The organism is Priestia sp. YIM B13551 (assembly GCF_042787905.1).
GTDB lineage: Bacteria > Bacillota > Bacilli > Bacillales > Bacillaceae_H > Priestia.
Genome location: NZ_JBHZOX010000001.1, coordinates 979,378 through 1,001,956, shown reverse-complemented (window position 1 = coordinate 1,001,956; position 22,579 = coordinate 979,378). Strand labels below are relative to the sequence as shown.

Annotated in this window: 21 protein-coding genes; 16 read left to right on the top strand and 5 right to left on the bottom strand. The window is 37.4% G+C overall.

All coding sequences use genetic code 11. The features are described from left to right. Positions 1-26 precede the first annotated feature (26 nt). On the top strand, positions 27-1,082 hold the full coding sequence (locus tag ACFX4N_RS05160; RefSeq protein ID WP_013056561.1) for an aldose epimerase family protein: 1,056 nt from the start codon (positions 27-29) through the stop codon (positions 1,080-1,082). Positions 1,083-1,144: 62 nt separating this feature from the next. Here the strand turns inward: ACFX4N_RS05160 and ACFX4N_RS05155 are convergent, their stop codons facing one another. Beyond that, on the bottom strand, positions 1,145-1,270 hold the full coding sequence (locus ACFX4N_RS05155) for a hypothetical protein (protein WP_013056562.1): 126 nt from the start codon (positions 1,268-1,270) through the stop codon (positions 1,145-1,147). Positions 1,271-1,335: 65 nt separating this feature from the next. Continuing rightward, on the bottom strand, positions 1,336-1,758 hold the full coding sequence (locus ACFX4N_RS05150) for a CBS domain-containing protein (protein ID WP_013056563.1): 423 nt from the start codon (positions 1,756-1,758) through the stop codon (positions 1,336-1,338). Positions 1,759-2,004: 246 nt separating this feature from the next. Here ACFX4N_RS05150 and ACFX4N_RS05145 point away from each other — a divergent pair, with 246 nt between their 5' ends. Then, positions 2,005-2,469: a hypothetical protein gene (locus tag ACFX4N_RS05145; protein ID WP_013056564.1), complete on the top strand. Its 465-nt coding sequence runs from the start codon at positions 2,005-2,007 to the stop codon at positions 2,467-2,469. Positions 2,470-2,647: 178 nt separating this feature from the next. Here ACFX4N_RS05145 and ACFX4N_RS05140 read toward each other — a convergent pair whose 3' ends face one another. Beyond that, on the bottom strand, positions 2,648-3,880 hold the full coding sequence (locus ACFX4N_RS05140; protein ID WP_029321191.1) for a cytochrome P450: 1,233 nt from the start codon (positions 3,878-3,880) through the stop codon (positions 2,648-2,650). A gap of 266 nt (positions 3,881-4,146) precedes the next feature. Between ACFX4N_RS05140 and ACFX4N_RS05135 the strand changes: the two genes are divergently transcribed. After that, positions 4,147-5,043, top strand: coding sequence for a TetR/AcrR family transcriptional regulator (locus ACFX4N_RS05135; RefSeq protein ID WP_013056566.1), 897 nt, complete (start codon positions 4,147-4,149; stop codon positions 5,041-5,043). Positions 5,044-5,331: 288 nt separating this feature from the next. Here the strand turns inward: ACFX4N_RS05135 and xylR are convergent, their stop codons facing one another. Further along, positions 5,332-6,489, bottom strand: coding sequence for a transcriptional repressor XylR (gene xylR, locus ACFX4N_RS05130; protein WP_028408895.1), 1,158 nt, complete (start codon positions 6,487-6,489; stop codon positions 5,332-5,334). A gap of 234 nt (positions 6,490-6,723) precedes the next feature. Between xylR and xylA the strand changes: the two genes are divergently transcribed. The 10 genes from xylA to ACFX4N_RS05080 all read left to right on the top strand — a co-directional run bounded on the left by xylA (position 6,724) and on the right by ACFX4N_RS05080 (position 17,754). Further along, positions 6,724-8,061, top strand: coding sequence for a xylose isomerase (gene xylA / locus ACFX4N_RS05125; protein ID WP_013056568.1), 1,338 nt, complete (start codon positions 6,724-6,726; stop codon positions 8,059-8,061). A 58-nt stretch (positions 8,062-8,119) separates the two neighbouring features. Then, entirely contained in the window at positions 8,120-9,622 is a 1,503-nt protein-coding gene (gene xylB, locus ACFX4N_RS05120) for a xylulokinase (protein ID WP_013056569.1), read from the top strand. A gap of 297 nt (positions 9,623-9,919) precedes the next feature. Next, a complete protein-coding gene (xylE, locus tag ACFX4N_RS05115; RefSeq protein ID WP_013056570.1) occupies positions 9,920-11,341 on the top strand; it encodes a D-xylose transporter XylE in 1,422 nt (473 codons plus the stop codon). Between the two features lie 205 nt (positions 11,342-11,546). Further along, positions 11,547-11,672, top strand: coding sequence for a hypothetical protein (locus tag ACFX4N_RS05110; RefSeq protein WP_257128659.1), 126 nt, complete (start codon positions 11,547-11,549; stop codon positions 11,670-11,672). 403 nt (positions 11,673-12,075) lie between these two features. Further along, entirely contained in the window at positions 12,076-13,014 is a 939-nt protein-coding gene (locus tag ACFX4N_RS05105; protein WP_057274946.1) for a ubiquinol oxidase subunit II, read from the top strand. 1 nt (position 13,015) lies between these two features. Beyond that, positions 13,016-14,983: a cytochrome aa3 quinol oxidase subunit I gene (gene qoxB / locus ACFX4N_RS05100; RefSeq protein WP_377260934.1), complete on the top strand. Its 1,968-nt coding sequence runs from the start codon at positions 13,016-13,018 to the stop codon at positions 14,981-14,983. 1 nt (position 14,984) lies between these two features. Then, positions 14,985-15,584, top strand: a complete 600-nt coding sequence (cyoC, locus tag ACFX4N_RS05095) for a cytochrome o ubiquinol oxidase subunit III (RefSeq protein ID WP_053487176.1) — start codon at positions 14,985-14,987, stop codon at positions 15,582-15,584. Next, positions 15,585-15,881: a cytochrome o ubiquinol oxidase subunit IV gene (gene cyoD, locus ACFX4N_RS05090; protein ID WP_013056574.1), complete on the top strand. Its 297-nt coding sequence runs from the start codon at positions 15,585-15,587 to the stop codon at positions 15,879-15,881. 147 nt (positions 15,882-16,028) lie between these two features. After that, positions 16,029-16,523, top strand: a complete 495-nt coding sequence (locus ACFX4N_RS05085; protein WP_053487177.1) for a universal stress protein — start codon at positions 16,029-16,031, stop codon at positions 16,521-16,523. Between the two features lie 346 nt (positions 16,524-16,869). Then, on the top strand, positions 16,870-17,754 hold the full coding sequence (locus tag ACFX4N_RS05080; protein ID WP_013056577.1) for an SDR family oxidoreductase: 885 nt from the start codon (positions 16,870-16,872) through the stop codon (positions 17,752-17,754). A gap of 48 nt (positions 17,755-17,802) precedes the next feature. On the opposite strand, the gene ACFX4N_RS05075 is transcribed toward ACFX4N_RS05080, so the two are convergent. After that, positions 17,803-18,705 (bottom strand): COX15/CtaA family protein, encoded by a 903-nt coding sequence (locus ACFX4N_RS05075; RefSeq protein WP_057274836.1) that lies wholly within the window; start codon positions 18,703-18,705, stop codon positions 17,803-17,805. A 389-nt stretch (positions 18,706-19,094) separates the two neighbouring features. Between ACFX4N_RS05075 and ACFX4N_RS05070 the strand changes: the two genes are divergently transcribed. The 3 genes from ACFX4N_RS05070 (at position 19,095) to ACFX4N_RS05060 (ending at position 22,527) form a co-directional block, all read left to right on the top strand. After that, the gene (locus ACFX4N_RS05070) at positions 19,095-20,531 is read left to right on the top strand and encodes an NAD(P)-binding domain-containing protein (protein ID WP_057274837.1); all 1,437 of its coding nucleotides are present in this window, start codon (positions 19,095-19,097) and stop codon (positions 20,529-20,531) included. 37 nt (positions 20,532-20,568) lie between these two features. Then, positions 20,569-20,895: a Na-translocating system protein MpsC family protein gene (locus ACFX4N_RS05065; protein ID WP_013056580.1), complete on the top strand. Its 327-nt coding sequence runs from the start codon at positions 20,569-20,571 to the stop codon at positions 20,893-20,895. Between the two features lie 255 nt (positions 20,896-21,150). Further along, positions 21,151-22,527, top strand: coding sequence for an NCS2 family permease (locus tag ACFX4N_RS05060; RefSeq protein ID WP_192100702.1), 1,377 nt, complete (start codon positions 21,151-21,153; stop codon positions 22,525-22,527). The last annotated feature ends 52 nt before the right edge of the window (positions 22,528-22,579 follow it).

Here is a 22,579-nt window from a genome sequence, read left to right as displayed (position 1 = left end):
TAAAAAGAGGATTGGACTGATTAAAAGTGAAAGTGAACTCAGAGAAATTTGGCGAACTAAACAATCAAGCTGTACATGCTTATACCTTATTAAATGATGAAGGGCTTAAAATCACCTGCCTTGACTATGGATGTGTGATATCAAATATTGAAATGCCGGATTCTGAAGGGAAGATTGAAAGTGTTGTATTGGGATTTGATTCAATAGAAGAATACCAAAAGTATTCTCCTTATTTCGGAGCTGTGGTCGGACGCGTAGCAGGGCGTATAGGTGGAGCATCGTTTGAGCTTAATAATGAAACCTATCGTCTAGAGAAAAATGAAGGAAACAATCATTTGCATGGCGGAAAAGAAGGATTCAGCCATAAGATATGGAATGCCAAAATAATTGAAGCAAGTGACCATGTAGGTGTTGAATTTACATATGTAAGTAAAGACGGAGAAGAAGGGTATCCCGGCAACCTTGAAGTGAAAGTTACGTATACATTAACGAATAAAAATGAGTTTCATATTTCTTATGAAGGAACAACAGATCAAGACACTCTTATCAATTTAACAAATCATACGTATTTCAATTTAAGCGGAAATCTAAAAGAAACGGTCTTGGATCATGTTTTGAAGCTGAAAAGTAACGAATTCTTAGAGCTGAATGATGATCTTTTACCTACTGGAGAAACGCTAAATGTCACAGGTACCCCATTTGATTTTAGAGAAGGACATAGTCTCAAGGAAGGTGTGGAATCCACACATCCGCAAAACATATTAGTGGGTAAAGGGTACGATCATCCATTTCTTTTAGAAGCAGAAGCTAAAAATCAGATGTCATTATTTGATCCTGCAAGCGGCCGCAAAATAGAAGTCAAAACGGATCAGCCTTCAGTTGTTCTCTATACGGGAAATCATCTAGACGAAGAATTTGAAATTAGAGGAGTTCACTCAGAGAAATACCTCGGTGTTTGCCTAGAAACACAAGGTTTACCGGACGCTATTCATCATAAGCATTTTCCTTCTTGTGTATTAAAGCCCGGTGAAAAGTATGAAGCATATACTCACTATACATTTATAACTGATCGCAGCCTGTAACAAAACGGGATGATAAAAAGGATTACAAACGAGCCTCTGCCAATTGTAATCCTTTTTTATTGTTACTTTTTCTTTTGGCTTTTTGCACGATTAGCGTCAAGCTCAGCTGCATATTCTTCTTGAGACTTTCCTTGCTTTTGACTCTCAGACTGAATCTTTTTAAATTTGTTATCGTTTAAATTTGGCATGTTAGCACCTCCTTGCAGACAGGGTTATTTTGTACAAGCATTAAGGATTTATATGCTGAAAAGTTTTAATGAACTTGATTAGAAATTTCGCTTAATGCTGCACCGGCTTCATCAACATATACGTTAACCGTCGCAAGGTCGCCGATTGCACAGATTCCAACCATATTATTATTCTCCACTACAATAATGCGGCGAATTTGATGGTCAGCCATCATACGTGCACACTCGTGAATATCCGTATCCGGAGAACACGTAATTACATCTTTGGTCATACAATCATGGCAATGCACAGTGTTGCAATCTTTTCCATCCGCCACGCAGTTTAATACGATATCACGGTCTGTGATCATTCCCATTACTCGATTTTCTTGACACACCGGCACAGAACCACAATTAATATCACGCATTAATTTTGCAGCTGCTGTTACTGGGTCGTGCGGTGCACAAGCTTTCACATCTTTAGTCATAACTTCACGTACTGTAGTCATTTTTATTTCCTCCTTTTAAACATTCACCTCCGTATTTTCTCCATGCACATGCAGAATATGAGAATCAATAATTTCCTAAAAGCCAAAAAGTACAGGATTAAAATAAAGAAAGGAAAAAATTTTTTAATAAAAGGTGAATAAAAGAACTAACGCAGTGTAATAAGCACATAAAAAAGAGCCTATTACACAAACTAAAGAGGATATGATCTAGCTTACATTTTCGTAACGACAGGAGTTGGGTACATAATGAAAGGAAAATTAACGCTTTTGGCAGTACTTTTATTGCCTTGGCTGTCTATAGTAAAAGTTGATAAATTTGTCTTTAAAAGATACCTACCTGTTTTGACGTTTAGTTCATTGGTTATTGCCTTTATCAGTGAGTTATCTAAAAGCTTTACTTGGTGGAAAGTGAGAAAACCTCTTTTTCCTAAACTTTCAAGCGACATTTCTTTTATCTTTGGACCATTTTTTGTAGCTAATTTTTGGGTATTCAAGCTGACCTATGGAAATTTCAAAAAATATTTGCTGATTAACGTTCTATTTGATTATCTATTTGCTTATCCTTTGACGAGTCTGGCAGAAAAACTAAAGGTATACAAAATGGTCAACATGACGCGTTTTCAACTTTTTATCATCTCGACTGCGACTGCTCTTATTAATTATTTGTATCAGCATTTTATAGAAGATGTATTAAGGCAGAGAAGACAATAGCTGATATTTCGTTAACCGGCTCATCGTCACTTAAATTTCGATACTGTCAGCTTTAAATCATATTAAAGGCCTCCTAAACTTGGTACATAAATAATTAAACGAGATAATAAAAGAAAAGAGAAACATGAGAGAAGATAAACCTCTTTCACGTTTCTCTACTTTGGCATGCACATAGACTTTATCTGTACACCGTCATCGGCAAATATGTTAAAGATTGCCCCGTAGCTGAAGCTGTTAAATGCGACTCTAATTCAAAATCTTCAAATGGTTCGATGTGAGAAAAGGCCTCTAAAAATGCTTCTAATATGATTGTCATTTCAAGTCTAGCAAGAGGGGCGCCTAAACAAAAATGAGGTCCGTTTCCGAATGTTAAGTGCTTTTTATTAGTTGGACGGTGAATATCTACAGAAAAAGGGGTTTTAAACATATTTTCATCCATATTACATGCACTCATCCACGCAATAACCACATCTCCTTTTTTTAGCTTAACGCCTAATAAATCGTTATCTTGTTTAACCGTCCGATCTCGTCTGGAGATGTGAAACCGATATCGAAGCATTTCTTCTACTGCTTTTGGAGCTAATTCTCTATTGTTTCTCAGCTCGCTGTATAACGACTCGTCGTCATATAAAAAAGAATAAAACATATTTGCAATAGCGTGACTTGTGGTTTCAACGCCTGCACCTAAAAGCAGCATGGTAGCGTGTACAATTTCTTCATCTGTGAATGTTTCACCATCAACTTCGGCTTGAATTAAGTCTGAGATAATATCATCAGAAAGGTTGGAGCGCTTTTCAATGACAATCGGGTAGAGGTATTGAAAATATTCAGCTCCTGCACGTTGCTTTTCTTGTTCAATCTTTTCTAATCTTTCTTGGTCATAAGGCTGAAACAGAATATCTACCCATTTTTTGAACTGATATCGGTCTTTTACCGGTACGCCAAATAGATCTGCTATAACTAAACTAGGAAAAGGAGAAGATAAATCGTCAACAATATCAATAGTTAAATTCTTTTGTATCGCTTCTACAAGCTCTGCTGCAATTTGTTTGATTCGCGGTTCCCAGTTCTTTAAACTGCGAGGAGTAAAGGCTGCAGCAAGCAAAGATCGCGCTTTCCGGTGGTCAGGAGGATCTAAGTTTGTAAGATTGGTAATTGGAGATGTGCTTTTTTTCTTACTATTATCTCCAACAAAAATAGTGGTTCTTTGTCCATCGCTTGAAAAAAATTCGTAGTTGCTCAAGACTTGTTTAACATGGTCGTATTGGAATACATTCCAGGTGTTTGTTTCTTCATGAAAATAAACAGGGTGGTTGTTCAGCATTTCTTTATACCATTGGATAGGGAAAAACTCTTCTGCACGTGATTGGAATTTTGGAATTTCTGTAACGGGAATGACTTCTTTGTTCATATGATCTTATTCCTCCTTCAGAATAGGTATAAATTTGGAATCTACTAGCTACATAGCGCTTAGTAGTTGTCACTTGCTAGATCAATAATTACTTTGTTGAATTACCTATACTATTAGTACACTTTTATACTTAGTGTATAAAAGTGTACTAATAGTATATAATTATTTTTATTTATTTATCAAGGAAAAAGGATAAAGTTCACGTAAGAAAAGGCAGATAAGTTATACTAAATAAAAAGTAAATTGTAAACAGAGGAGTAGCAGCAATGAATCAAAAACAGCTCGATATTTTAGGGCATACGCACCAGCTTTTTATGGAAAAAGGATACGTAGACACTTCGGTACAAGATATATTAGAAAGAAGCGGTATTTCAAAAGGAACATTTTATAAATATTTTTCATCTAAAAGCGAACTGCTTCTCTCATTACTTTCGTCTTTGCAAGAATCACTTATTCTACAAAGAGAAAAAGTAGCCATTAAATATAAAGGAGATAATCAGAAGCTATTTGAAGAGCAGATAATTTTTATGCTGAGCTTTGCAGAGCAAAACAAAATTCCTGAAATGATTGAAAGTACACTCGTTTTAAATGAGGTCAAAACATTTCAATATATAGAGGAGTTAAAAGCAGCAACATTCAACTGGATATATGAACGCTTTCAGGAGATTTTCCCCTCTAAGACTTCTCCTTATTTATTTGATGGAGCTGTGCTGCTAGAAGGAATGCTTAACAATATATTTAAAATGAATAAAGCACTAAACTATCCATTGCCTATTGAACAAATTGTCCGTTATTGTATGAAGCGTATAGAGGAAATCGTAATCGAAGTAGCAGAACAAAAAGAACAGTTATTTAATCCTTCCGTTTACTCTGCGGTATTTAATGAGAAAACAGAAAGTCATTTTTCGACTGAGCTTACGCGCGTAACCGCGAAGTTAAAACGGGTGATTGAAAATAAACTAATAAATGAAGAGGAACAAAAGAAGGGTCTGGAATTTGTGACGTTTATATCTGATGAATTACTGCAAAATGATACGGAGCCTCGCACATTTATTATTCAGAGCTCTCTTTTATCGCTAGAGAAAATCAATACTCTCGCACAGACCAAAGAGTTAGAGGAATATAAGGAAGTCATAACTACTCTGACAAGACATGCTTCATAATTTGAAAAGCAGGTAAACTAACCTAAAAGGCAAGACTCTCCGTAATTTAGAAAAAAGCAGGTTGCCAATAACATATAAACAGCCAGTTGCCGTTATGATAGGTGACTGGCTGCATGGGATGAAAAAGGTGGTGGAGACAGACATAACACTCTTATTAGAAGAGGGTAATTCTTTCCCTTTTATAGAAAATCAATTAATCGAAAATAGCTGCTTCATTCTTAAGATCAAACGTGATATAGTTTGCTAACCTTTGCGTTCACTTAACTAACTTATAGGGGTAACACTTAACTAACTTATAGGGGTAACACTTAAAAAAGAATCAATAACGATAGAAACCGCTCCTAACGCAGGTGCATTTTTTCCTAACGAAGAAGGCAATAATTCACATTTATTGTCTAAATGAGAATGGACTCTAGAAGAAACTTCGTTTTTAATCGTATTTAAAACAATGGGATGAGATTCAATTATATGATTTCTCAAGATAACAGCTTCTACATCAAATGTATTAAGAATATTAGTTAATCCAATTCCGATATAAAAGCCAAAGTTTTGAAGTGCATTTAACATTTCTACATCATTTTTATTTGCGCGTTCCACAATCTCTTTTCGAGAAATATTCTTTTCTTCTTTAGAGAGCGAAGCCAGTAACGCTTTTTCAGAAGCATATAATTCCCAACAGCCTCGATTTCCACAGCTACATTTGGGGCCATTAAAATCTATCGTCATATGACCCATTTCCCCAGAAAAACCCTGAACACCTTTATACAATTCGTTGTTAATAACAAGTCCAGTTCCAATTCCGACATTAATACTGATGTAAACGATGTTTTCATAGTTTTTTGTCATACCAAATACTTTTTCACCGTATGCTCCTGCATTAGCTTCATTTTCAACAAAAACCGGAACATTAAACTCACTTTCAATTAAAAACTGCAAATCTTTGATATTCCAATTTAAGTTAGGCATAAAAATAATTTGCTGATGACGATCTACAAGACCTGGAACACAAATTCCTATTCCCACTAGACCATAAGGGGACTCAGGCATATGGGTTACAAAACCATGAATAAGTGCAAATAAAATCTCTTTTACTTCACTAGCGGAAGAACTAGACAAGTCAGAAGTCTTCTCAAGAATAATATTTCCTTCTAAGTCGGTTAGAATTCCGTTAAGATAGTCGACTCCTATATCGATACCGATCGAGTAGCCTGCATTCTTATTAAAAACAAGCATTACAGGTCTTCTGCCGCCTCTAGATTGCCCTGCCCCAATTTCAAAAATAAAATCTTTTTCAAGCAGTGTATTTACTTGAGAGGAGACAGTAGACTTGTTTAATCCTGTAATCTCAGAGAGAGTTGCCCTGGAGATAGGGGAGTTCTTTAAAATTTCATCTAATATTAATTTTTGATTCATTTTTTTTACTAAAGCTTGATCTGCAATTTGAATAATAACCACTCCTTTGTTTATCTATCGAACTAAGTTGGCGTTTTATGAAGCTTTAATTAGATATTTAAAAGTATCTTACCTAATATTATAACTAAATTTTCTAAAAAAAACATTGAAATAAACATTTATTTTGTATATGATGAAATAAAGTTAGTTTATTGGATAAACAAACTAACCGAATTAAGATAGTTATTGGATAAACTTGTTCACTTAAATCAAAGGGGGAAATGACAAATGGTCCAAACTAGTACTAATAAAATTAATTATTTTGAAAGCGCAAACAAAGTTTTATACGAAGGTAAAGATTCTAAAAATCCTTTAGCTTTTAAATACTATAACCCTGACGAAGTAGTAGGCGGTAAAACGATGAAAGATCAGCTGCGTTTTTCTGTTGCTTACTGGCACACGTTTACAGCAGATGGGACGGATCCTTTTGGTGCAGCTACTATGCAAAGATCTTGGGATAGATATGATGGAATGGATTTAGCAAAAGCGAGAGTTGAGGCAGCTTTTCAACTTTTTGAAACATTAAATGTTCCATTCTTCGCATTTCATGATCGAGACGTTGCTCCTGAGGGCAGTACGTTGCAAGAAACAAATAAAAATCTTGATGTTATCGTCACTATGATCAAAGAATACATGCAAACAAGTAACGTAAAGTTATTATGGAACACAGCGAATATGTTTACAAATCCCCGGTTCGTTCATGGTGCAGCTACTTCTTGTAATGCAGATGTATTTGCTTATGCGGCGGCTCAAGTAAAAAAGGGGCTTGAAACAGCAAAAGAACTAGGTGCAGAAAATTATGTATTCTGGGGCGGCCGTGAGGGATATGAAACACTGCTTAACACAAATTTACAGTTAGAGTTAGATAACTTAGCCAGATTTATGTATATGGCTGTAGATTACGCAACCGAAATTGGATATACGGGACAGTTTTTAATTGAACCTAAACCTAAAGAGCCTACGACACATCAGTATGATACCGATGCAGCAACAACTATTTCATTTTTAAGACAATACGGATTAGATAAATACTTCAAACTTAATCTAGAAGCTAACCATGCAACGTTAGCTGGGCATACATTTGAACACGAATTACGAGTAGCTAGAGTACAAGGCTTATTAGGATCAGTGGATGCAAACCAAGGTGACCCTCTTTTAGGCTGGGATACAGATGAATTCCCAACGGATTTATATTCTACAACGCTAGCAATGTATGAAATCCTGCAAAATGGAGGGCTGGGCAGCGGAGGATTAAACTTTGATGCCAAAGTACGCAGAGGTTCTTTTGAACAAGACGATTTACTTTATGCTCATGTAGCAGGAATGGATGCGTTTGCTCGAGGATTGAAAGTAGCGCATAAATTAGTAGAAGATCGTGTTTTCGAAAATGTTATCAACGAGCGCTACAGCAGTTTTAAAGAGGGAATTGGGCTTGAGATTGTGGAAGGAAAAGCTAACTTCCATACACTGGAGCAGTACGCGTTTAAAAATCCGAATATTGTGAATAAATCAGGAAGACAAGAACGATTAAAGGCTATTTTAAATCAATATATTTTGGAAGTTTAAAGGACAAACGAGAGTAGAAACAATTTCTACTCTCGTTTATAAACACGGAGGTATCAAGATGAAATATGTAATTGGAATTGATCTAGGAACAAGCGCCGTAAAAACGGTTTTAGTTGATACAAAAGGCGAGATTTGCGCTGTGGTTTCTAAAAATTATCCTCTCCTTCATGAAAAAACAGGGTATAGCGAACAGAATCCAGAAGAATGGGTTCAGCAGACGGCTAGTGCTTTAAATGAATTAATTGCTAACGCTAATATAAAACCCGAAGATATAGAAGGAATTAGTTATTCTGGACAGATGCATGGCCTTGTGCTGTTGGATGAAAACTATAACCTATTACGTAATGCCATTTTGTGGAATGACACAAGAACAACAGAACAATGTCATCATCTCTATAAAGTGATTGGAGAAAAACGTCTTTTAGAAATAACAAAAAACCAGGCTTTAGAAGGATTTACTCTTCCTAAGTTATTGTGGGTAAAAGAGTATGAACCGGAGATATTTGAAAAAACAGCTGTATTTATGTTGCCCAAAGACTATTTGCGTTTTAAGATGACTGGCTTTATTCATAGTGAATATTCAGATGCTGCCGGTACATTATTATTAAATATCAGCAAGAAAAAATGGGATGGTGAGCTTTGCCAATTAGTAGGAGTCAATATTAACCTTTGTCCGCCACTAGTCGAATCTAGTGAATGCATAGGCAATATTAGTGAATCGTTCTCTCAAAAAACGGGATTAGCTACTTCAACAAAAGTATTTGCAGGTGGAGCTGATAATGCTTGCGGAGCAATTGGCGCCGGCATTTTATCGCCAGGAGAAACACTGTGTAGCATTGGGACATCGGGTGTTGTTCTTTCTTATGAGGAACGAAACGATAGAGACTTTAATGGAAGAGTCCATTATTTTAATCATGGAAAAGAAAATGCCTTTTATACGATGGGCGTTACGCTATCTGCGGGTCACAGTTTAAGCTGGTTTAAGGAGAATTTCGCAGAAAAAGACACGTTTGAAGAATTGTTGGCTGACCTAAAAAATGTACCGATCGGCTCAAACGGCCTTTTATTTACCCCTTACTTAGTTGGGGAGCGTACACCGCATGCAGATGCTACGATTCGCGGAAGTTTTATAGGAATGGACGCCTCTCATAAAAAGAGAGACTTTACGCGAGCAGTTATTGAAGGTATTACGTTTTCATTAAGTGAATCAATTGAAATCTTTCGAGAAAGCGGAAAGGAAATTACATCTATTGTATCAATTGGCGGAGGAGCAAAAAATGATCATTGGCTTCAAATTCAAGCAGATGTTTTTAATGCAAAAATCGTAAAGTTGTCTACTGAACAAGGCCCAGCATTAGGAGCAGCCATGCTAGCAGCTTATGGCTGTGGCTGGTATAACTCATTGGAAGAGTGTGCAAACGTATTTATTACCTCTTCGAAAACATATTATCCTAACGCAGAACATGTACAAGTCTATAAACAGCTTTATGAATTATATAAAGAAGTCTACCTTCAAACAAACGACTTAAGTAAAAAGCTAGGCGAATTTAAAAGGAAGTAATAGATTGCAAAATATGCAACCTTACTTTAAAAAGGAGCTTCATATGAAAGTAGCTTGTATCAATTGATTATGGTTGTATATCGATATATCTGACACAAAAGGAAGTATAGAAAATGCTGTAGTAAGATTTGATTCAATAGAAAAATACGTACATTAGAGGGGAGGATAAGAGCAGTTAATCGAATGGACGAAGAAAATTTCTTTTGTGTTCCAAGAATTTGAAAGCGCATTCAAATAAGTGCGAACTCAGTTAGAAATAGAACTTCTACTGTTACTCTTAACTGCTTTTAACAACGCATGAAACAAAATCGAAACTCATTATATATTTTTTCTATTACCTTAGTTGCCGCTATCGGGGGGTTACTGTTTGGATATGATACAGCTGTAATATCTGGAGCTGAAGAATCTTTAAAGGTGTATCTTATTGACAGCTTAGGGTTAGGATCTTTAGCACACGGTGTTACTGTATCAAGTGCTTTAATAGGATGTATTATTGGAGGATTGGTATCTGGTTATTTTGCGACGAAACTAGGACGCAAACAATCACTTATACTAGCAGCTATTCTTTTTATAGTCTCAGCGTTAGGCGCTTCTTATCCTGAGTTTTTATTTTTTACAAAAGGTGAACCGACACTCTCTTTGTTACTAGCTTTTAACTTCTACCGCATTATAGGTGGGATTGGCGTTGGCTTAGCATCAGCCATTTGTCCCATCTATATAGGAGAAATTGCACCGGCAGATATTCGCGGCAGATTGGTATCGTTCAATCAATTTATGATTATTTTTGGAATGTTAGTCGTTTACTTCGTGAATTGGGGTATTGCAAATGGGGAAACCTTAGAATGGATTAATGATGTAGGATGGAGATACATGTTTGCTTCAGGAGCTATTCCAGCTTTACTCTTTGCAGCACTCTTGTTTTTAGTTCCTGAAACGCCTCGCTACTTAGCTATACAGAATCAAGATCAAAAAGCTTTAGCTATACTAACTAAAATTAATGGGCCTTCAGAAGCGAAATCGATTTTAGATGATATTAAACAGACAATCACTACCAATGTTTCGTCTGAAAAATTATTGGCATATGGAAAATTAGTTATCGTTGTAGGGATACTGCTTTCTGTATTTCAACAGTTTGTAGGAATAAATGTAGCTCTATATTATGCTCCACGTATTTTTGAAAGCATGGGAGCAGCTAAAGATTCTTCTATGCTGCAAACGATTATTATGGGATTAGTAAACGTTATTTTTACAGTAATTGCAATTTTGACGGTTGATCGTTTGGGAAGAAAACCTTTATTAATAACAGGGTCTATCGGAATGGCCATTGGAATGTTCGGTGTCGCAAGCATGGCTTTTTCAAACATCATTGGTATAGGGACGCTTGTATTTATCATTATTTATACAGCTTCCTTTATGATGTCATGGGGACCAATTTGTTGGGTGCTCATTTCAGAGATTTTCCCTAATAAAATTAGAGGTCGTGCTGTAGCTATTGCCGTAGCTGCTCAGTGGGCGGCTAACTATTTTATTTCCTCTACATATCCCGTGATGATGGAATATAGCGGAGGATTAACATATGGTTTTTACGGTTTAATGAGTGTACTTTCTGCTTTATTTGTCTGGAAATTTATTCCTGAAACAAAGGGTAGAACTCTTGAACAAATGGAAAATATGTGGAGAAAAAAACAAGGGGCTTCAAAGAGTAAGAAGGCCATATAACCATTGAGCTTTTAATTAGAGGAAAGATGAATATAAAACTTTCAAAAACACCTAAACTATCCTTAGGTGTTTTTAATATGTAATCTTTATGAAGAAAGTGGATAGCTTTTTTAAAAGATATTGCTATAGTGATAAGTCTCTTTGAAAATAGAAATATAGTTTTCTTTATGAGGAGTGTTTCATCGTAAATATAAATAACGGTGCAATGAATTTACAAAAAATCTGGGGGCATCCGCTATATACGGAATATCCTAAAGAATTAAAGTATGATCATGCTTCATGGGTTCCCGCGTATCAAAATCAGAAAATGATTGATTGGATGTTTCAGTAGGTCAAACAAGCAAATCAGTAAGTGTTAAAGCTCAATACTTCATCTAGTACTTATAAAAAACTCTTTCAGTTAATAAAAACTGGAAGAGTTTTTTCTTTTATTAGGCTAGTCACAAGGCACCTTTTATCCCCTACATTTACCCAAATATGTGACGAAATTATGGTAAAGGTATTTAAAATAGATAAAAACCGATTTAAGTGTGATAAATATCACACCCTTTAACAACACAACATGATAATTTTTTAGGAGTAAGCAATATGTCATGACAAACTTCAATATGTTAGGAGGTTTTTAGCCTTTTGATCTGTTGAGATGCATCTCTAATATGAACGTTTATATACCATTATTATGTACAGAGATTTAGAGGAAGGGAGCCTGAGCTTAGGTGAGAAAGCAAAAATCAATGCATATTAGCAAGTTAATGATTCTCTCCGTATTCATCACAATTTTTTTAGCAGGCTGTGATAGTCGTTATTTGATTTTAAATCCGCAGGGGGCGGTGGCCCAAAAAGAATACCAGTTAATTATTTTTTCCATAATTTTATGCGCAATTGTTGTTATTCCTGTGTTAGGCCTGCTTGTATATATCGTTTTACGCTACCGTGATAAGCCTGGAAACAAGGCTCCGTATCGACCAGACTGGGACGATAGTAAGCGTCTGGAATTTATTTGGTGGGTCATCCCTATTATTATTATTGGCATTTTAGGTTTTGCTACGGCCAGAACAACGTATGACTTAGTGGATCCGCCGGAAAAAGATGTAAAGCCACTAACGATTGAAGTAACGTCTCTTGATTGGAAATGGTTATTTCAATATCCGGATCAAGATATTGCGACAGTCAACTATGTTGAAATTCCAAAAGATGTGCCCGTTCAATTCGTGCTAACGTCAGATGCACCTATGAATTCTTTTTGGGTACCGGAGCTGGGAGGACAATTATATACCATGCCGGGAATGGCAATGGGACTGTGGCTGCAAGCTGATCACAAGGGAGAATATTTTGGTTCAGGCGCTAATTTTACGGGTAAAGGATTTGCTCATATGAATTTTAAAGTTAAATCTACATCGACAAAAGAATTTAATCAGTGGGTAAAACAAGTGAAAGAAACCGCACCAGCTTTAACAAAAGCTGATTATAACAGTCTTGCCAAACAAGGTCTTTCCTTGGAAAAATCGTATTCTACTATTCCTAAAGGTTTATTCCAAGAAATTGTCATTAAAAACGGCGGTCAATATTATAGTCAGCATCACCATATGAAAAACGAAGACATGAAGACCATGAATGTGGCTTCTGATGAACAAACACATACACAGCACGAGCACCAGGAAGGAGGAAAATAAGTTGTTAGACAAATTAAAAGATTTTTCATCTCGTTTTTTTGTGACAGGGGAGCCGATGATTTATGGAGCAGATGTCGCCATTTTGTTAACACTAGCCGGTATTATTTTTGTTCTTACGTATCTTAAAAAATGGAAGTGGCTATGGCGTGAATGGCTCACAACGATGGATCATAAAAAAATTGGAATTATGTATATGCTTTCTTCATTATTAATGCTGTTTCGAGGCGGAATAGATGCACTATTAATGCGTATTCAACTAGCATTCCCTCAGTGGCATTTTCTAGATTCTAATCATTACAACGAAATTTTCACTACGCACGGAACCATTATGATTCTATTTATGGCAATGCCGCTTATGTTTGCGTTCTTTAACATTGTTGTACCGCTTCAAATTGGAGCAAGAGATGTCGCCTATCCTTTTTTAAACGCGGTAAGCTTTTGGCTATTTTTCTTTGGCGCCATGCTTTTCAATTTGTCGTTCGTAATCGGCGGCTCGCCAGATGCAGGATGGTTGAGTTATCCGCCGCTTTCTGGCATGCAGTTCAGTCCTGGACCAGGTCAAGATTTTTATATTTGGGGTATTCAAATATCAGGTATTGGCAGCTTGGCTTCCGGAATTAATTTTATTATGACTATTTTAAAAATGCGTGCGCCGGGCATGAAACTTATGCATATGCCGTTATTCACGTGGTCCGTTCTAGCAAGCTGTATTATTATCATTTTTGCGTTTCCTGTATTAACCGTAACGCTTGCTTTATTGTTTATTGACCGCTTCTTTGACGGACACTTATTTACTATGACCGGCGGAGGAAATCCGATGATGTACATTAACTTAATTTGGATGTGGGGACATCCTGAAGTGTATATTGTTGTACTTCCTGCATTCGGTATTTTTTCTGAAATCGTTGCCACGTTTTCTCAAAAGAAGATATTTGGCTATAAGTCTATGGTTTTTTCAATGATGATTATTAGCATTCTATCGTATTTCACATGGGTGCATCATTTCTTTACGATGGGTGCAGGTGCTAATGTGAATGTGTTTTTTGCTATTACGACGATGGCTATCGGAATTCCAACGGGTGTTAAAGTGTTCAACTGGTTATTTACGATGTTCCGCGGCCGTATTCAAATGACGCAGCCAATGCTATGGACAATTGCTTTTATCCCGTGCTTTGTTGTGGGAGGAGCAACGGGTGTTATGCTTTCAGCAGCTCCCGCAGACTATCAGTATCATAATAGCTACTTTTTAGTTGCACACTTTCACCAAGTGTTAATTGGAGGCGTTGTATTCGGCTTTTTTGCAGGTTTGTACTATTGGTGGCCAAAAATGTTTGGCTTTAATCTAAATGACCGTCTTGGTAAATGGGCGTTTTGGACGTGGAATATTGGTTTTTATGTATGCTTCATGCCTCAATACGCATTAGGGTTTATGGGAATGACGCGCCGTATTTATACGTACGACTTTGACATGGGATGGGGACCGCTGAACGTTATCTCTACAGTCGGAGCTTTCTTTATGGGCATAGGGTTTATCTTTCAAGCATGGCAGATTCTTCATGGCATTAAGTACGGAGAACGAGATGTAACAGGGGATCCTTGGAATGGACGTACATTAGAATGGTCCATTCCTTCACCGCCGCCGCACTACAATTTTGCAGTGATTCCAACAGTAACGGGGCAAGATGCGTGGTGGGCAATAAAAGAAGAAAGAAAAAAGAAAAAAGCGAAGGAAACAGCTGCTTTTTCTGCGATTCATATGCCTAAGAATTCAGGTATTCCATTTATCATGGCGGTTTTCTGGTTCATTGCTGGTTTTGGCTTAACGTTCCACTGGGTGTGGATGGCGATATTAGGTTTGACAGGAGTCGGAGCTTGTTTACTAGCTCGTTCTTTTCAATACAACTCGGACTATTATATTCCGGTGGACGAAATTCGGCATACAGAAGATTCAGTAGGGAGGGTTGGCTGACATGGCTTATGCGACAGCGCACCACGAAGAACATCATGACGAACATGATGAAGGAATCACAGTTATGGGTTTTTGGCTTTTCCTCGTAACGGACTGCATCTTATTTGGAGCATTATTTGCGACCTATGCCGTTCTTGTTAATCATACTGCGAGTGGCCTTACAGGAAAGGAATTTTTTGAAGTTCCAGGATTTGTTTCTGAAACGTTTATCTTATTAACGAGCAGCTTTACGAGCGGATTAGCTGTGCTGAGCATGCACAAGGGAAAAATAAAGCCTTTAATTGGCTGGCTAATCGTAACTCTGCTTTTAGGTATGTGCTTTGTTGGCCTTGAAATTCATGAATTTCAAACAATGGTTCATGAAGGAGCAACCATTTCCACCAGCGCATTTTTTACAGCTTTCTATACGCTAGTTAGTACGCACGGGCTGCACGTTTCTGTCGGCATCATTTGGATGATTTCAATTACAATCCAATTAAAACGATACGGAATTACCTCTGTAACAAAGCGAAAAGTGACGATTATCAGCTTATACTGGCATTTTCTTGATGCTGTCTGGATCTTCCTTTACACGGTTGTGTATTTAATGGGGGTGATGTAGATGGAGAACCATGGGTCGTTAAAAGCTTATACAATAGGATTTATTTTCTCGATTATTTTAACCGTTATTCCTCTGATGCTCGTATTAAACCATGTATTTGCTAAAAATATATTACTAGCTAGTATTCTAGGAATGGCCGTGCTTCAATTTTTCATTCAACTGTTTTTCTTCATGCATATTAAAGACGGAGAGAAGCCCCGTTATAATGTGATGGCTTTAATACTTGGAATCGTTTTTGTTATTACGATTGTAGCAGGGTCGATTTGGATAATGACTTTTAACTCTCAAGTTCAATAAAAATGGAGCCGTGCACTACACACGGCTCCATTTTTATTAATTTCTCTACCTTGTGATAAAAATCACATACTTTCGTTTGCGTAAGAAGTAAAATAAAAGTGTAGCAAGGAAAGTTCTTTATAAACGAAAGACAAAGGAGAGATTATGATGAATATGGCTTATCGTAACATCCTCGTAGCAGTAGACGGTTCTGTAGAAGCAGAGTGGGCATTCAAAAAAGCAGTTAACAGTGCGAAAAAAAATAACGCTCATTTGATAGTTTGTCACGTTATCGACATACAGGCGTTAAGTCCATCACCTTATGCATTCTATACGGATACACGCTTTCAAGATGCAGAGAAATTTGCTGAAGAACTTTTGACCAACTATAGCAACCTAGCCATCAAAGCTGGAGTAACGAAAGTCGAGACATTAATTGAACACGGCTCCCCTAAAACAAAAATATCTAAAAAAATTGCTCCCGATAAGCACGTTGATTTAATTGTATGCGGTGCGACGGGGTTAAACGCCGTAGAGCGCATTTTAATCGGAAGCGTATCTCAACATATTTTACGCTATGCCAAATGTGATGTGTTAATCGTTCGCACTCCTAAAGAAGCTGAAGAAGAATCAAAGCCTTTACAAGTGGAACTAACAGAGTAGCAGGACAGAAGAGAAAGAAAGCTTATTGTTCACAGCAAAATACAAAGCTCTCACCATTTATTTAAAGAGGGGGGATAAATGTATTTTAGTTGAAAGAAGATCCGAACGAGGAATCGAATTCTTAATAGAGAATTCGACTCGTTGGGATTTTTTTATTGTGATGGTGAACGTAGGTTTCATGTATGCAGCTGTTTTTAGCTGTTGATTGAAGGGGAAGGGTAATGAAAGAAAAGTGAGGATAATAGAGCACATCAAACATGTTTACTAAAGAAGAGGACGGGAAGAACAAGTATATAGAAAACTTTTCCTTAGTTGGTTAAGGTTGATTTATAAAGGAGTGACGAATATGTCAAAACTAAATAATCCATTAACTCAATATTTCCATGAAGACTATCCAAAACAGTATCAAGAACCGCCCGGTGTACAGAAAGAAATGAACGTCATCCCGGACTGCGGGGAAAACAGTTACATAGGTGCAGGTAAATTAAAAGGCAGAAAAGCTCTTGTGACGGGTGGAGATTCAGGTATTGGTCGGGCAGCAGCGATCGCTTACGCAAGAGAAGGTGCAGACGTTGCGCTTAATTACTTGCCACAAGAGCAAGCAGATGCAGAAGAAGTACAAAAGCTTATTGAAGCAGAAGGAAGAAAAGCCGTTCTCATACCTGGTGATGTAGGCGAAGAATCTTTTTGCAAAGAGCTAGTAGAAAAAGCTTATAAAGAATTAGATGGTTTAGATGTTCTAGCGCTCGTAGCTGGCAAACAGCAGGCAGTAGAAGATATTGCTGATTTAGAAACGGACCAACTGCGCAAAACCTTTGAAGTAAATGTATTCTCTTTATATTGGACCGTAAAAGCAGCGCTGCCTTATTTACCGGCAGGTGCTTCTATTATTACAACAAGTTCTGTACAAGGCTATAGCCCAAGTCCTAATTTATTAGACTATGCAGCTACAAAGTTTGCCATTAACGGATTCACTCGCGGACTAGCCAAGCAATTAGCTCCAAAAGGTATTCGCGTCAACTCCGTTGCTCCAGGACCTATCTGGACGCCGCTACAAATTTCTGGAGGGCAGCCAAGCGACGCTATTCCAGGCTTTGGACAAGATACACCTTTGCAGCGTGCTGGTCAGCCGGTAGAGTTAGCAAATGTATACGTATTTTTAGCTTCAACGGATGCAAGCTACGTAACAGCTCAAGTTTACGGGATTACAGGCGGGATAGAACTAGCTTAACTCAAAAAAAAACACGTGCAGTTATGAACTGCACGTGTTTTTTTGGTTTTATCGTCTTTTACCTTTTAAAGTCTGTACACAAATGTAGCTAAGCGTAGCGAATAACGCTGTAATAAATGCCGAGTGAGACAGTGTAGCAAAGACATTTAAACGAGATATGACAACAAAGATACCGCTGAATATTTGAGCAATGGTTAAAGCAACCGCAATGATGGACGCGTAATAAATATCACGGCGGGTTTCTTTATACTGTTTGATGGCAGATACCATAATCCAAATGATAAGAACAAACAGCACAAGAGCAGCAAATCGGTGGGCAAAATGAATACCTGTTGTTCCTGAAAGTTTTGGAATAAGCGTATTGCCATAACAAGCAGGAAAGCTTGTACATGCTAAGCTTGCACCTTTGTGACGCACATATGCCCCTAAATAAATATCGCAGTAAGTAAACAGAAGCGTAAACCATGCGAGCCATTTAAATTTGCCTGTAACCGCTCCTTTAATAAAATGATCCGAACGGTCCTTTTGAATAACAAACATTGAAAGTAAAAATACGCCGGTAAACGCAATAAGCGAAAGACCGAAATGAAGCGCTAGCGCTTCAGCTGACTGAGGCCAAATAACTGCAGAAGCCCCGAGTAATGACTCAATAACGATAAATGCAATACTCATAATCGCTAAAATTTTCACTTCACGGTTTCTGCGGTAACGAATCCAAGCCCAAATAGAAAATGCTAAAACGAGAAGACCTGCAAATGCGGTAATCAAACGATGCGTATATTCAATCATTGTTGCTACCGCGTATTCGGGTATTAACTGCCCGTTACACAGCGGCCACTCGTTTCCACATCCTAATCCAGATCCTGTGGTTGTGACCAGACTGCCGGCAATCATTAAAATAAACATAACAATCGTTGTAAATATAGCTGTTATTTTAAATAAATTTCTCATACGTTGACTCCCTTTGCTGAGTTACTAATTATGACTATAGATTTGATGAATACGATAGTCAAGTAGTAGAGCGTAATTAACAAATAACTGTCACAAACTCGCACATGTTTAACTTAAAATTTATGTCAGAAAAGCTTTCTTCCTTAAACTTTGTAATGGTTTTTTCCTTTTAAACGATGTAAATATGCTTCCATACATAAGATATAAAAAATTATATTAGTGATTTTATACAATTTGCAAAAAAAACTTTAGAGAGAATGGAGATACAATCATATTCCAAAAGTGATAATATAAATATAAATTAAATGATGTTATAAAACCTATCATTTTATGTTAGGTATAAAATAAACTTTTATCACGGAGAAACTTTATTGAAAGGAGAGATAACAATGAGCTTAGAAGCTTTAAATAAAAGAGTAGAAACCGATCTTTCTTACCTTTCCTTCAGGAAACCAACAGAGGTACAGCCGATTATCCCTAAGAGCGGACACGTATACGATGCAATCATTATTGGAGGAGGTCAAAGCGGTTTAGGAACGGCCTTTGGCTTGCTGCGAGAACGCGTGTCGAATATTCTTGTTATTGATGAAAACCGTTCGGGTTTAGAAGGTCCGTGGGAAACGTACGCGCGAATGATTACGCTAAGAACGCCCAAAAACTTAACGTCTATCGATTTAGGTATGCCTTCACTTACGTTTCAAGCGTGGTGGGAAGCACAATTCGGCTCAGAAGGCTGGGAAGCTCTTGACAAAATCCCAAGAGGAGACTGGATGAATTATTTGCGCTGGTACCGGAACATTCTTAACCTTCCTGTGGCAAATGAAATAAAATTAACGTTAATTGAGCCTGCAGAAACAGGTATCCATCGCTTGCATATTGAAGGGAATGGAGCCGTGTGTCCTACACTGATGGCACGTAAAGTTATACTAGCTACAGGAATTCAAGGAGGAGGAGAATGGCATGTTCCATCTATGATTTCTGAAAAATTGCCGTCTCATCTTTACTCTCACACTTCACAAACCATTGATTTTACTACGTTGAAGAACAAAAAAGTAGCTGTTTTAGGAGGAGGAGCTTCCGCGTTTGATAACGCCAACTATGCGCTTTCTGAAGGGGTTGCTGAAGCTCATGTATTTGTTCGACGAAAAGAACTTCCCCGTATTAATCCAATCAGACAAATGGAAGCTTCAGGAATGATTGAACGTTTCCATGCTCTATCAGATGCTGAAAAATATGAAGTGATGGCTCATTTTTTCGAATACAATCAGCCGCCTACGAATGATACATTTGGACGCGCTTCCTCATGGCCAGGTTTTCATTTGCACGTACATGCCCCATGGCTCGACGTCGAGGAAAAACACGACAAAGCAGTTGTAACCACTCCTCAGGGAACGTTTACGTTTGACTATTTAATTATTAGCACCGGACTTCTAACAGATCCGGCTCTGCGTCCAGAATTGCAACTTGTTGAAAAACACATCGCCCGCTGGAACGATCATTACAAAGCACCGCATGAAATTGCCAACCCAGTATTGGATGCCCATCCTTACCTTAGTAACGGCTTTGCTTTTTTAAGTCGTAATAGGGAAGGTCAAAAAATGGTATATGGCCTTTTTGCTTTTAATTATTCCGCTTTAATTAGCTGTGGAATTTCTGCATCCGCTCTTTCAGGGCTAAAATATGCGATACCAAAGCTCGTCTCAGAAGTCGCCAATCAGCTTTTTATTGATAATCGCCATGAGAATTTAACCAATTTCTTTGACTATGATGAGCCTGAATTTGTCGGCAGCTGGTCAAAGGACAATAATCAAGCGAAAACAATATAGCAAAAACATATTTTTAACAATGAAAAAGGTGAAGCATATGGAGCCGATCTCTAAAAAGAAGATAGCTACTTTGTATACTCAAATTAGCCAAGAAATTTTTAATGTAGGCGTGAATACTCAAAAAATAGATATTATTGATAATAAAATCCTTATACTAGCTCAATCAAAAAGAATGCCGGCACTAGAAGCACTTAGTGAAGAATATAGAGAATTAGTGATGTCTCTTGATGCCGCTTTGTCGACTAAATATAAAAAAATGCTAAAGCAAAAAGTGGAGCTTTTATTTGATATCCAGGTCACTTCTTTATTTAGAGACTATGATCCTGTTACAGAGAATTCTTGTACGGTTATTTGCTTTAAATAACTTCTCTATATAAATTGCAAAACGTTCGATGAAATCGTTTGTTGTGCAAAACACGTAAAAGACGGATGCTTATCTTCTGTTTACAGAAGCAAAGAGCCGTGAAGATAGAAGGATTCCCTTCTGTTTTCACGGCTCTTTTTATAGATATTTTCATAAAAAAGAGAGGGGAAATGGTTAAAAACACACTGTTTTATAGAGGAGTTGTAAAAGCGAGTTAAAAGAAGCTGAATCGAAAATTAAAGGAGTGAAAAGCAAGTGGCGATAAATGAAAAAGTTGAAACTCAGCATATGGAACTAATAAAAAAATCAGCACCTAACCCTTCATGGTTGGATAAGCTGTTTCATTTAACCGAACGCAAAACAGATGTAAAAACAGAAATTCTTGCTGGAATTACTACTTTTGTGACGATGAGCTATATTATCTTTGTTAATCCGACGATTTTAGCAGATGCAGGCATTCCAAAAGAAGCGGCAATTGCGGCGACGATTTTTGCCACTGTCTTTGCAACTCTTTTGTTTGCATTATGGGCGAACATGCCTATTGCAGTAGCACCAGGAATGGGGCTAAACGCTTTTTTTACGTATACAGTGGTATTGGGTGAAGGGTTAACGTGGCAAACAGGTTTAGGAGCCGTATTTATTTCAGGGGTTGTATTTTTTATTTTAACCATAACAGGCTTACGCAAGAAGATTATTGAAGGGATACCCGCTGTTTTAAAAAGTGCTATTTCTGTTGGAATCGGTCTATTTATTGCTTTTATCGGTTTTAAGCAAGCAGGAATTATTGTAAGCAACAAAGAAAATTTAGTAGCCCTTGGTCAGCTTACAAAACCGGGCCCATTACTTGCTTTATTAGGTTTTATCGCGGTAACTGTATTAACTGCTCGAAAAATTAAAGGAGCTGCCCTGATTAGCATTTTGCTAGTATCAATTGCCGGGATGGTGCTGGGCATAGTAGAAGCACCTAAAAGCATCAGCAGCGTGGTGTCGTTTTCAATGCCGAGCATATCGGAAACTTTTTTACAAATGGATATTAAATCTGCTCTTCATTACGGTCTTTTCTCTATTATTTTTTCATTTACACTTGTGGAGCTATTTGATAATTTAGGATCGATGATTGGATTATCTAAAAAAGCTGGATTAATGGATGAAAAAGGAAAAATCAAAGGGTTAGATAAAGCGCTTATGGCAGATTCTCTTGCGACTGTATCCAGTGCTGCTATGGGATCTACCGCAATGAACGCGTATGTAGAAAATGCTGCGGGAATTGCAGAAGGAGGCAAAACGGGCCTTAAAGCACTGGTCGTTGCCATGTTGTTTTTAGTGAGCATTTTATTTACGCCATTAATTAGCATTATTCCTGCTTTTGCTACAGCGCCTATTTTAATTATGGTTGGAGCTCTCATGTTAACAGAAATCAAAAACATTCCTTTAGACGAGATAACAGATGCTGTGCCTGCTTTTTGTACCATCATTTTGATGCCGTTAACGTTTAGTATCGGCGAAGGCTTAGCGCTAGGGTTTTTATCTTATACATTCGTTAAATTGTTAGCCGGCAGGGCAAAGGAAATTCACTGGATTATGTACATCATTAGCGCCGCTTTTATTATCAACTTCGTCTGGGCTGCTTGAGGCATGTATTTACAGTAAAAAAGACTTCTCAGCTGAGAAGTCTTTTTTACTG

Excerpts from the sequence above, each read along its gene's own strand:
- ACFX4N_RS05155 (WP_013056562.1), bottom strand. The coding sequence starts at position 1,270 with ATGCCAAATTTAAACGATAACAAATTTAAAAAGATTCAGTCTGAGAGT.
- ACFX4N_RS05150 (WP_013056563.1), bottom strand. The coding sequence starts at position 1,758 with ATGACTACAGTACGTGAAGTTATGACTAAAGATGTGAAAGCTTGTGCA.
- ACFX4N_RS05145 (WP_013056564.1), top strand. The coding sequence starts at position 2,005 with ATGAAAGGAAAATTAACGCTTTTGGCAGTACTTTTATTGCCTTGGCTG.
- ACFX4N_RS05140 (WP_029321191.1), bottom strand. The coding sequence starts at position 3,880 with ATGAACAAAGAAGTCATTCCCGTTACAGAAATTCCAAAATTCCAATCA.
- ACFX4N_RS05135 (WP_013056566.1), top strand. The coding sequence starts at position 4,147 with ATGAATCAAAAACAGCTCGATATTTTAGGGCATACGCACCAGCTTTTT.
- xylA (WP_013056568.1), top strand. The coding sequence starts at position 6,724 with ATGGTCCAAACTAGTACTAATAAAATTAATTATTTTGAAAGCGCAAAC.
- xylB (WP_013056569.1), top strand. The coding sequence starts at position 8,120 with ATGAAATATGTAATTGGAATTGATCTAGGAACAAGCGCCGTAAAAACG.
- xylE (WP_013056570.1), top strand. The coding sequence starts at position 9,920 with ATGAAACAAAATCGAAACTCATTATATATTTTTTCTATTACCTTAGTT.
- ACFX4N_RS05110 (WP_257128659.1), top strand. The coding sequence starts at position 11,547 with ATGAATTTACAAAAAATCTGGGGGCATCCGCTATATACGGAATATCCT.
- ACFX4N_RS05105 (WP_057274946.1), top strand. The coding sequence starts at position 12,076 with ATGCATATTAGCAAGTTAATGATTCTCTCCGTATTCATCACAATTTTT.
- cyoC (WP_053487176.1), top strand. The coding sequence starts at position 14,985 with ATGGCTTATGCGACAGCGCACCACGAAGAACATCATGACGAACATGAT.
- cyoD (WP_013056574.1), top strand. The coding sequence starts at position 15,585 with ATGGAGAACCATGGGTCGTTAAAAGCTTATACAATAGGATTTATTTTC.
- ACFX4N_RS05085 (WP_053487177.1), top strand. The coding sequence starts at position 16,029 with ATGAATATGGCTTATCGTAACATCCTCGTAGCAGTAGACGGTTCTGTA.
- ACFX4N_RS05080 (WP_013056577.1), top strand. The coding sequence starts at position 16,870 with ATGTCAAAACTAAATAATCCATTAACTCAATATTTCCATGAAGACTAT.
- ACFX4N_RS05075 (WP_057274836.1), bottom strand. The coding sequence starts at position 18,705 with ATGAGAAATTTATTTAAAATAACAGCTATATTTACAACGATTGTTATG.
- ACFX4N_RS05070 (WP_057274837.1), top strand. The coding sequence starts at position 19,095 with ATGAGCTTAGAAGCTTTAAATAAAAGAGTAGAAACCGATCTTTCTTAC.
- ACFX4N_RS05065 (WP_013056580.1), top strand. The coding sequence starts at position 20,569 with ATGGAGCCGATCTCTAAAAAGAAGATAGCTACTTTGTATACTCAAATT.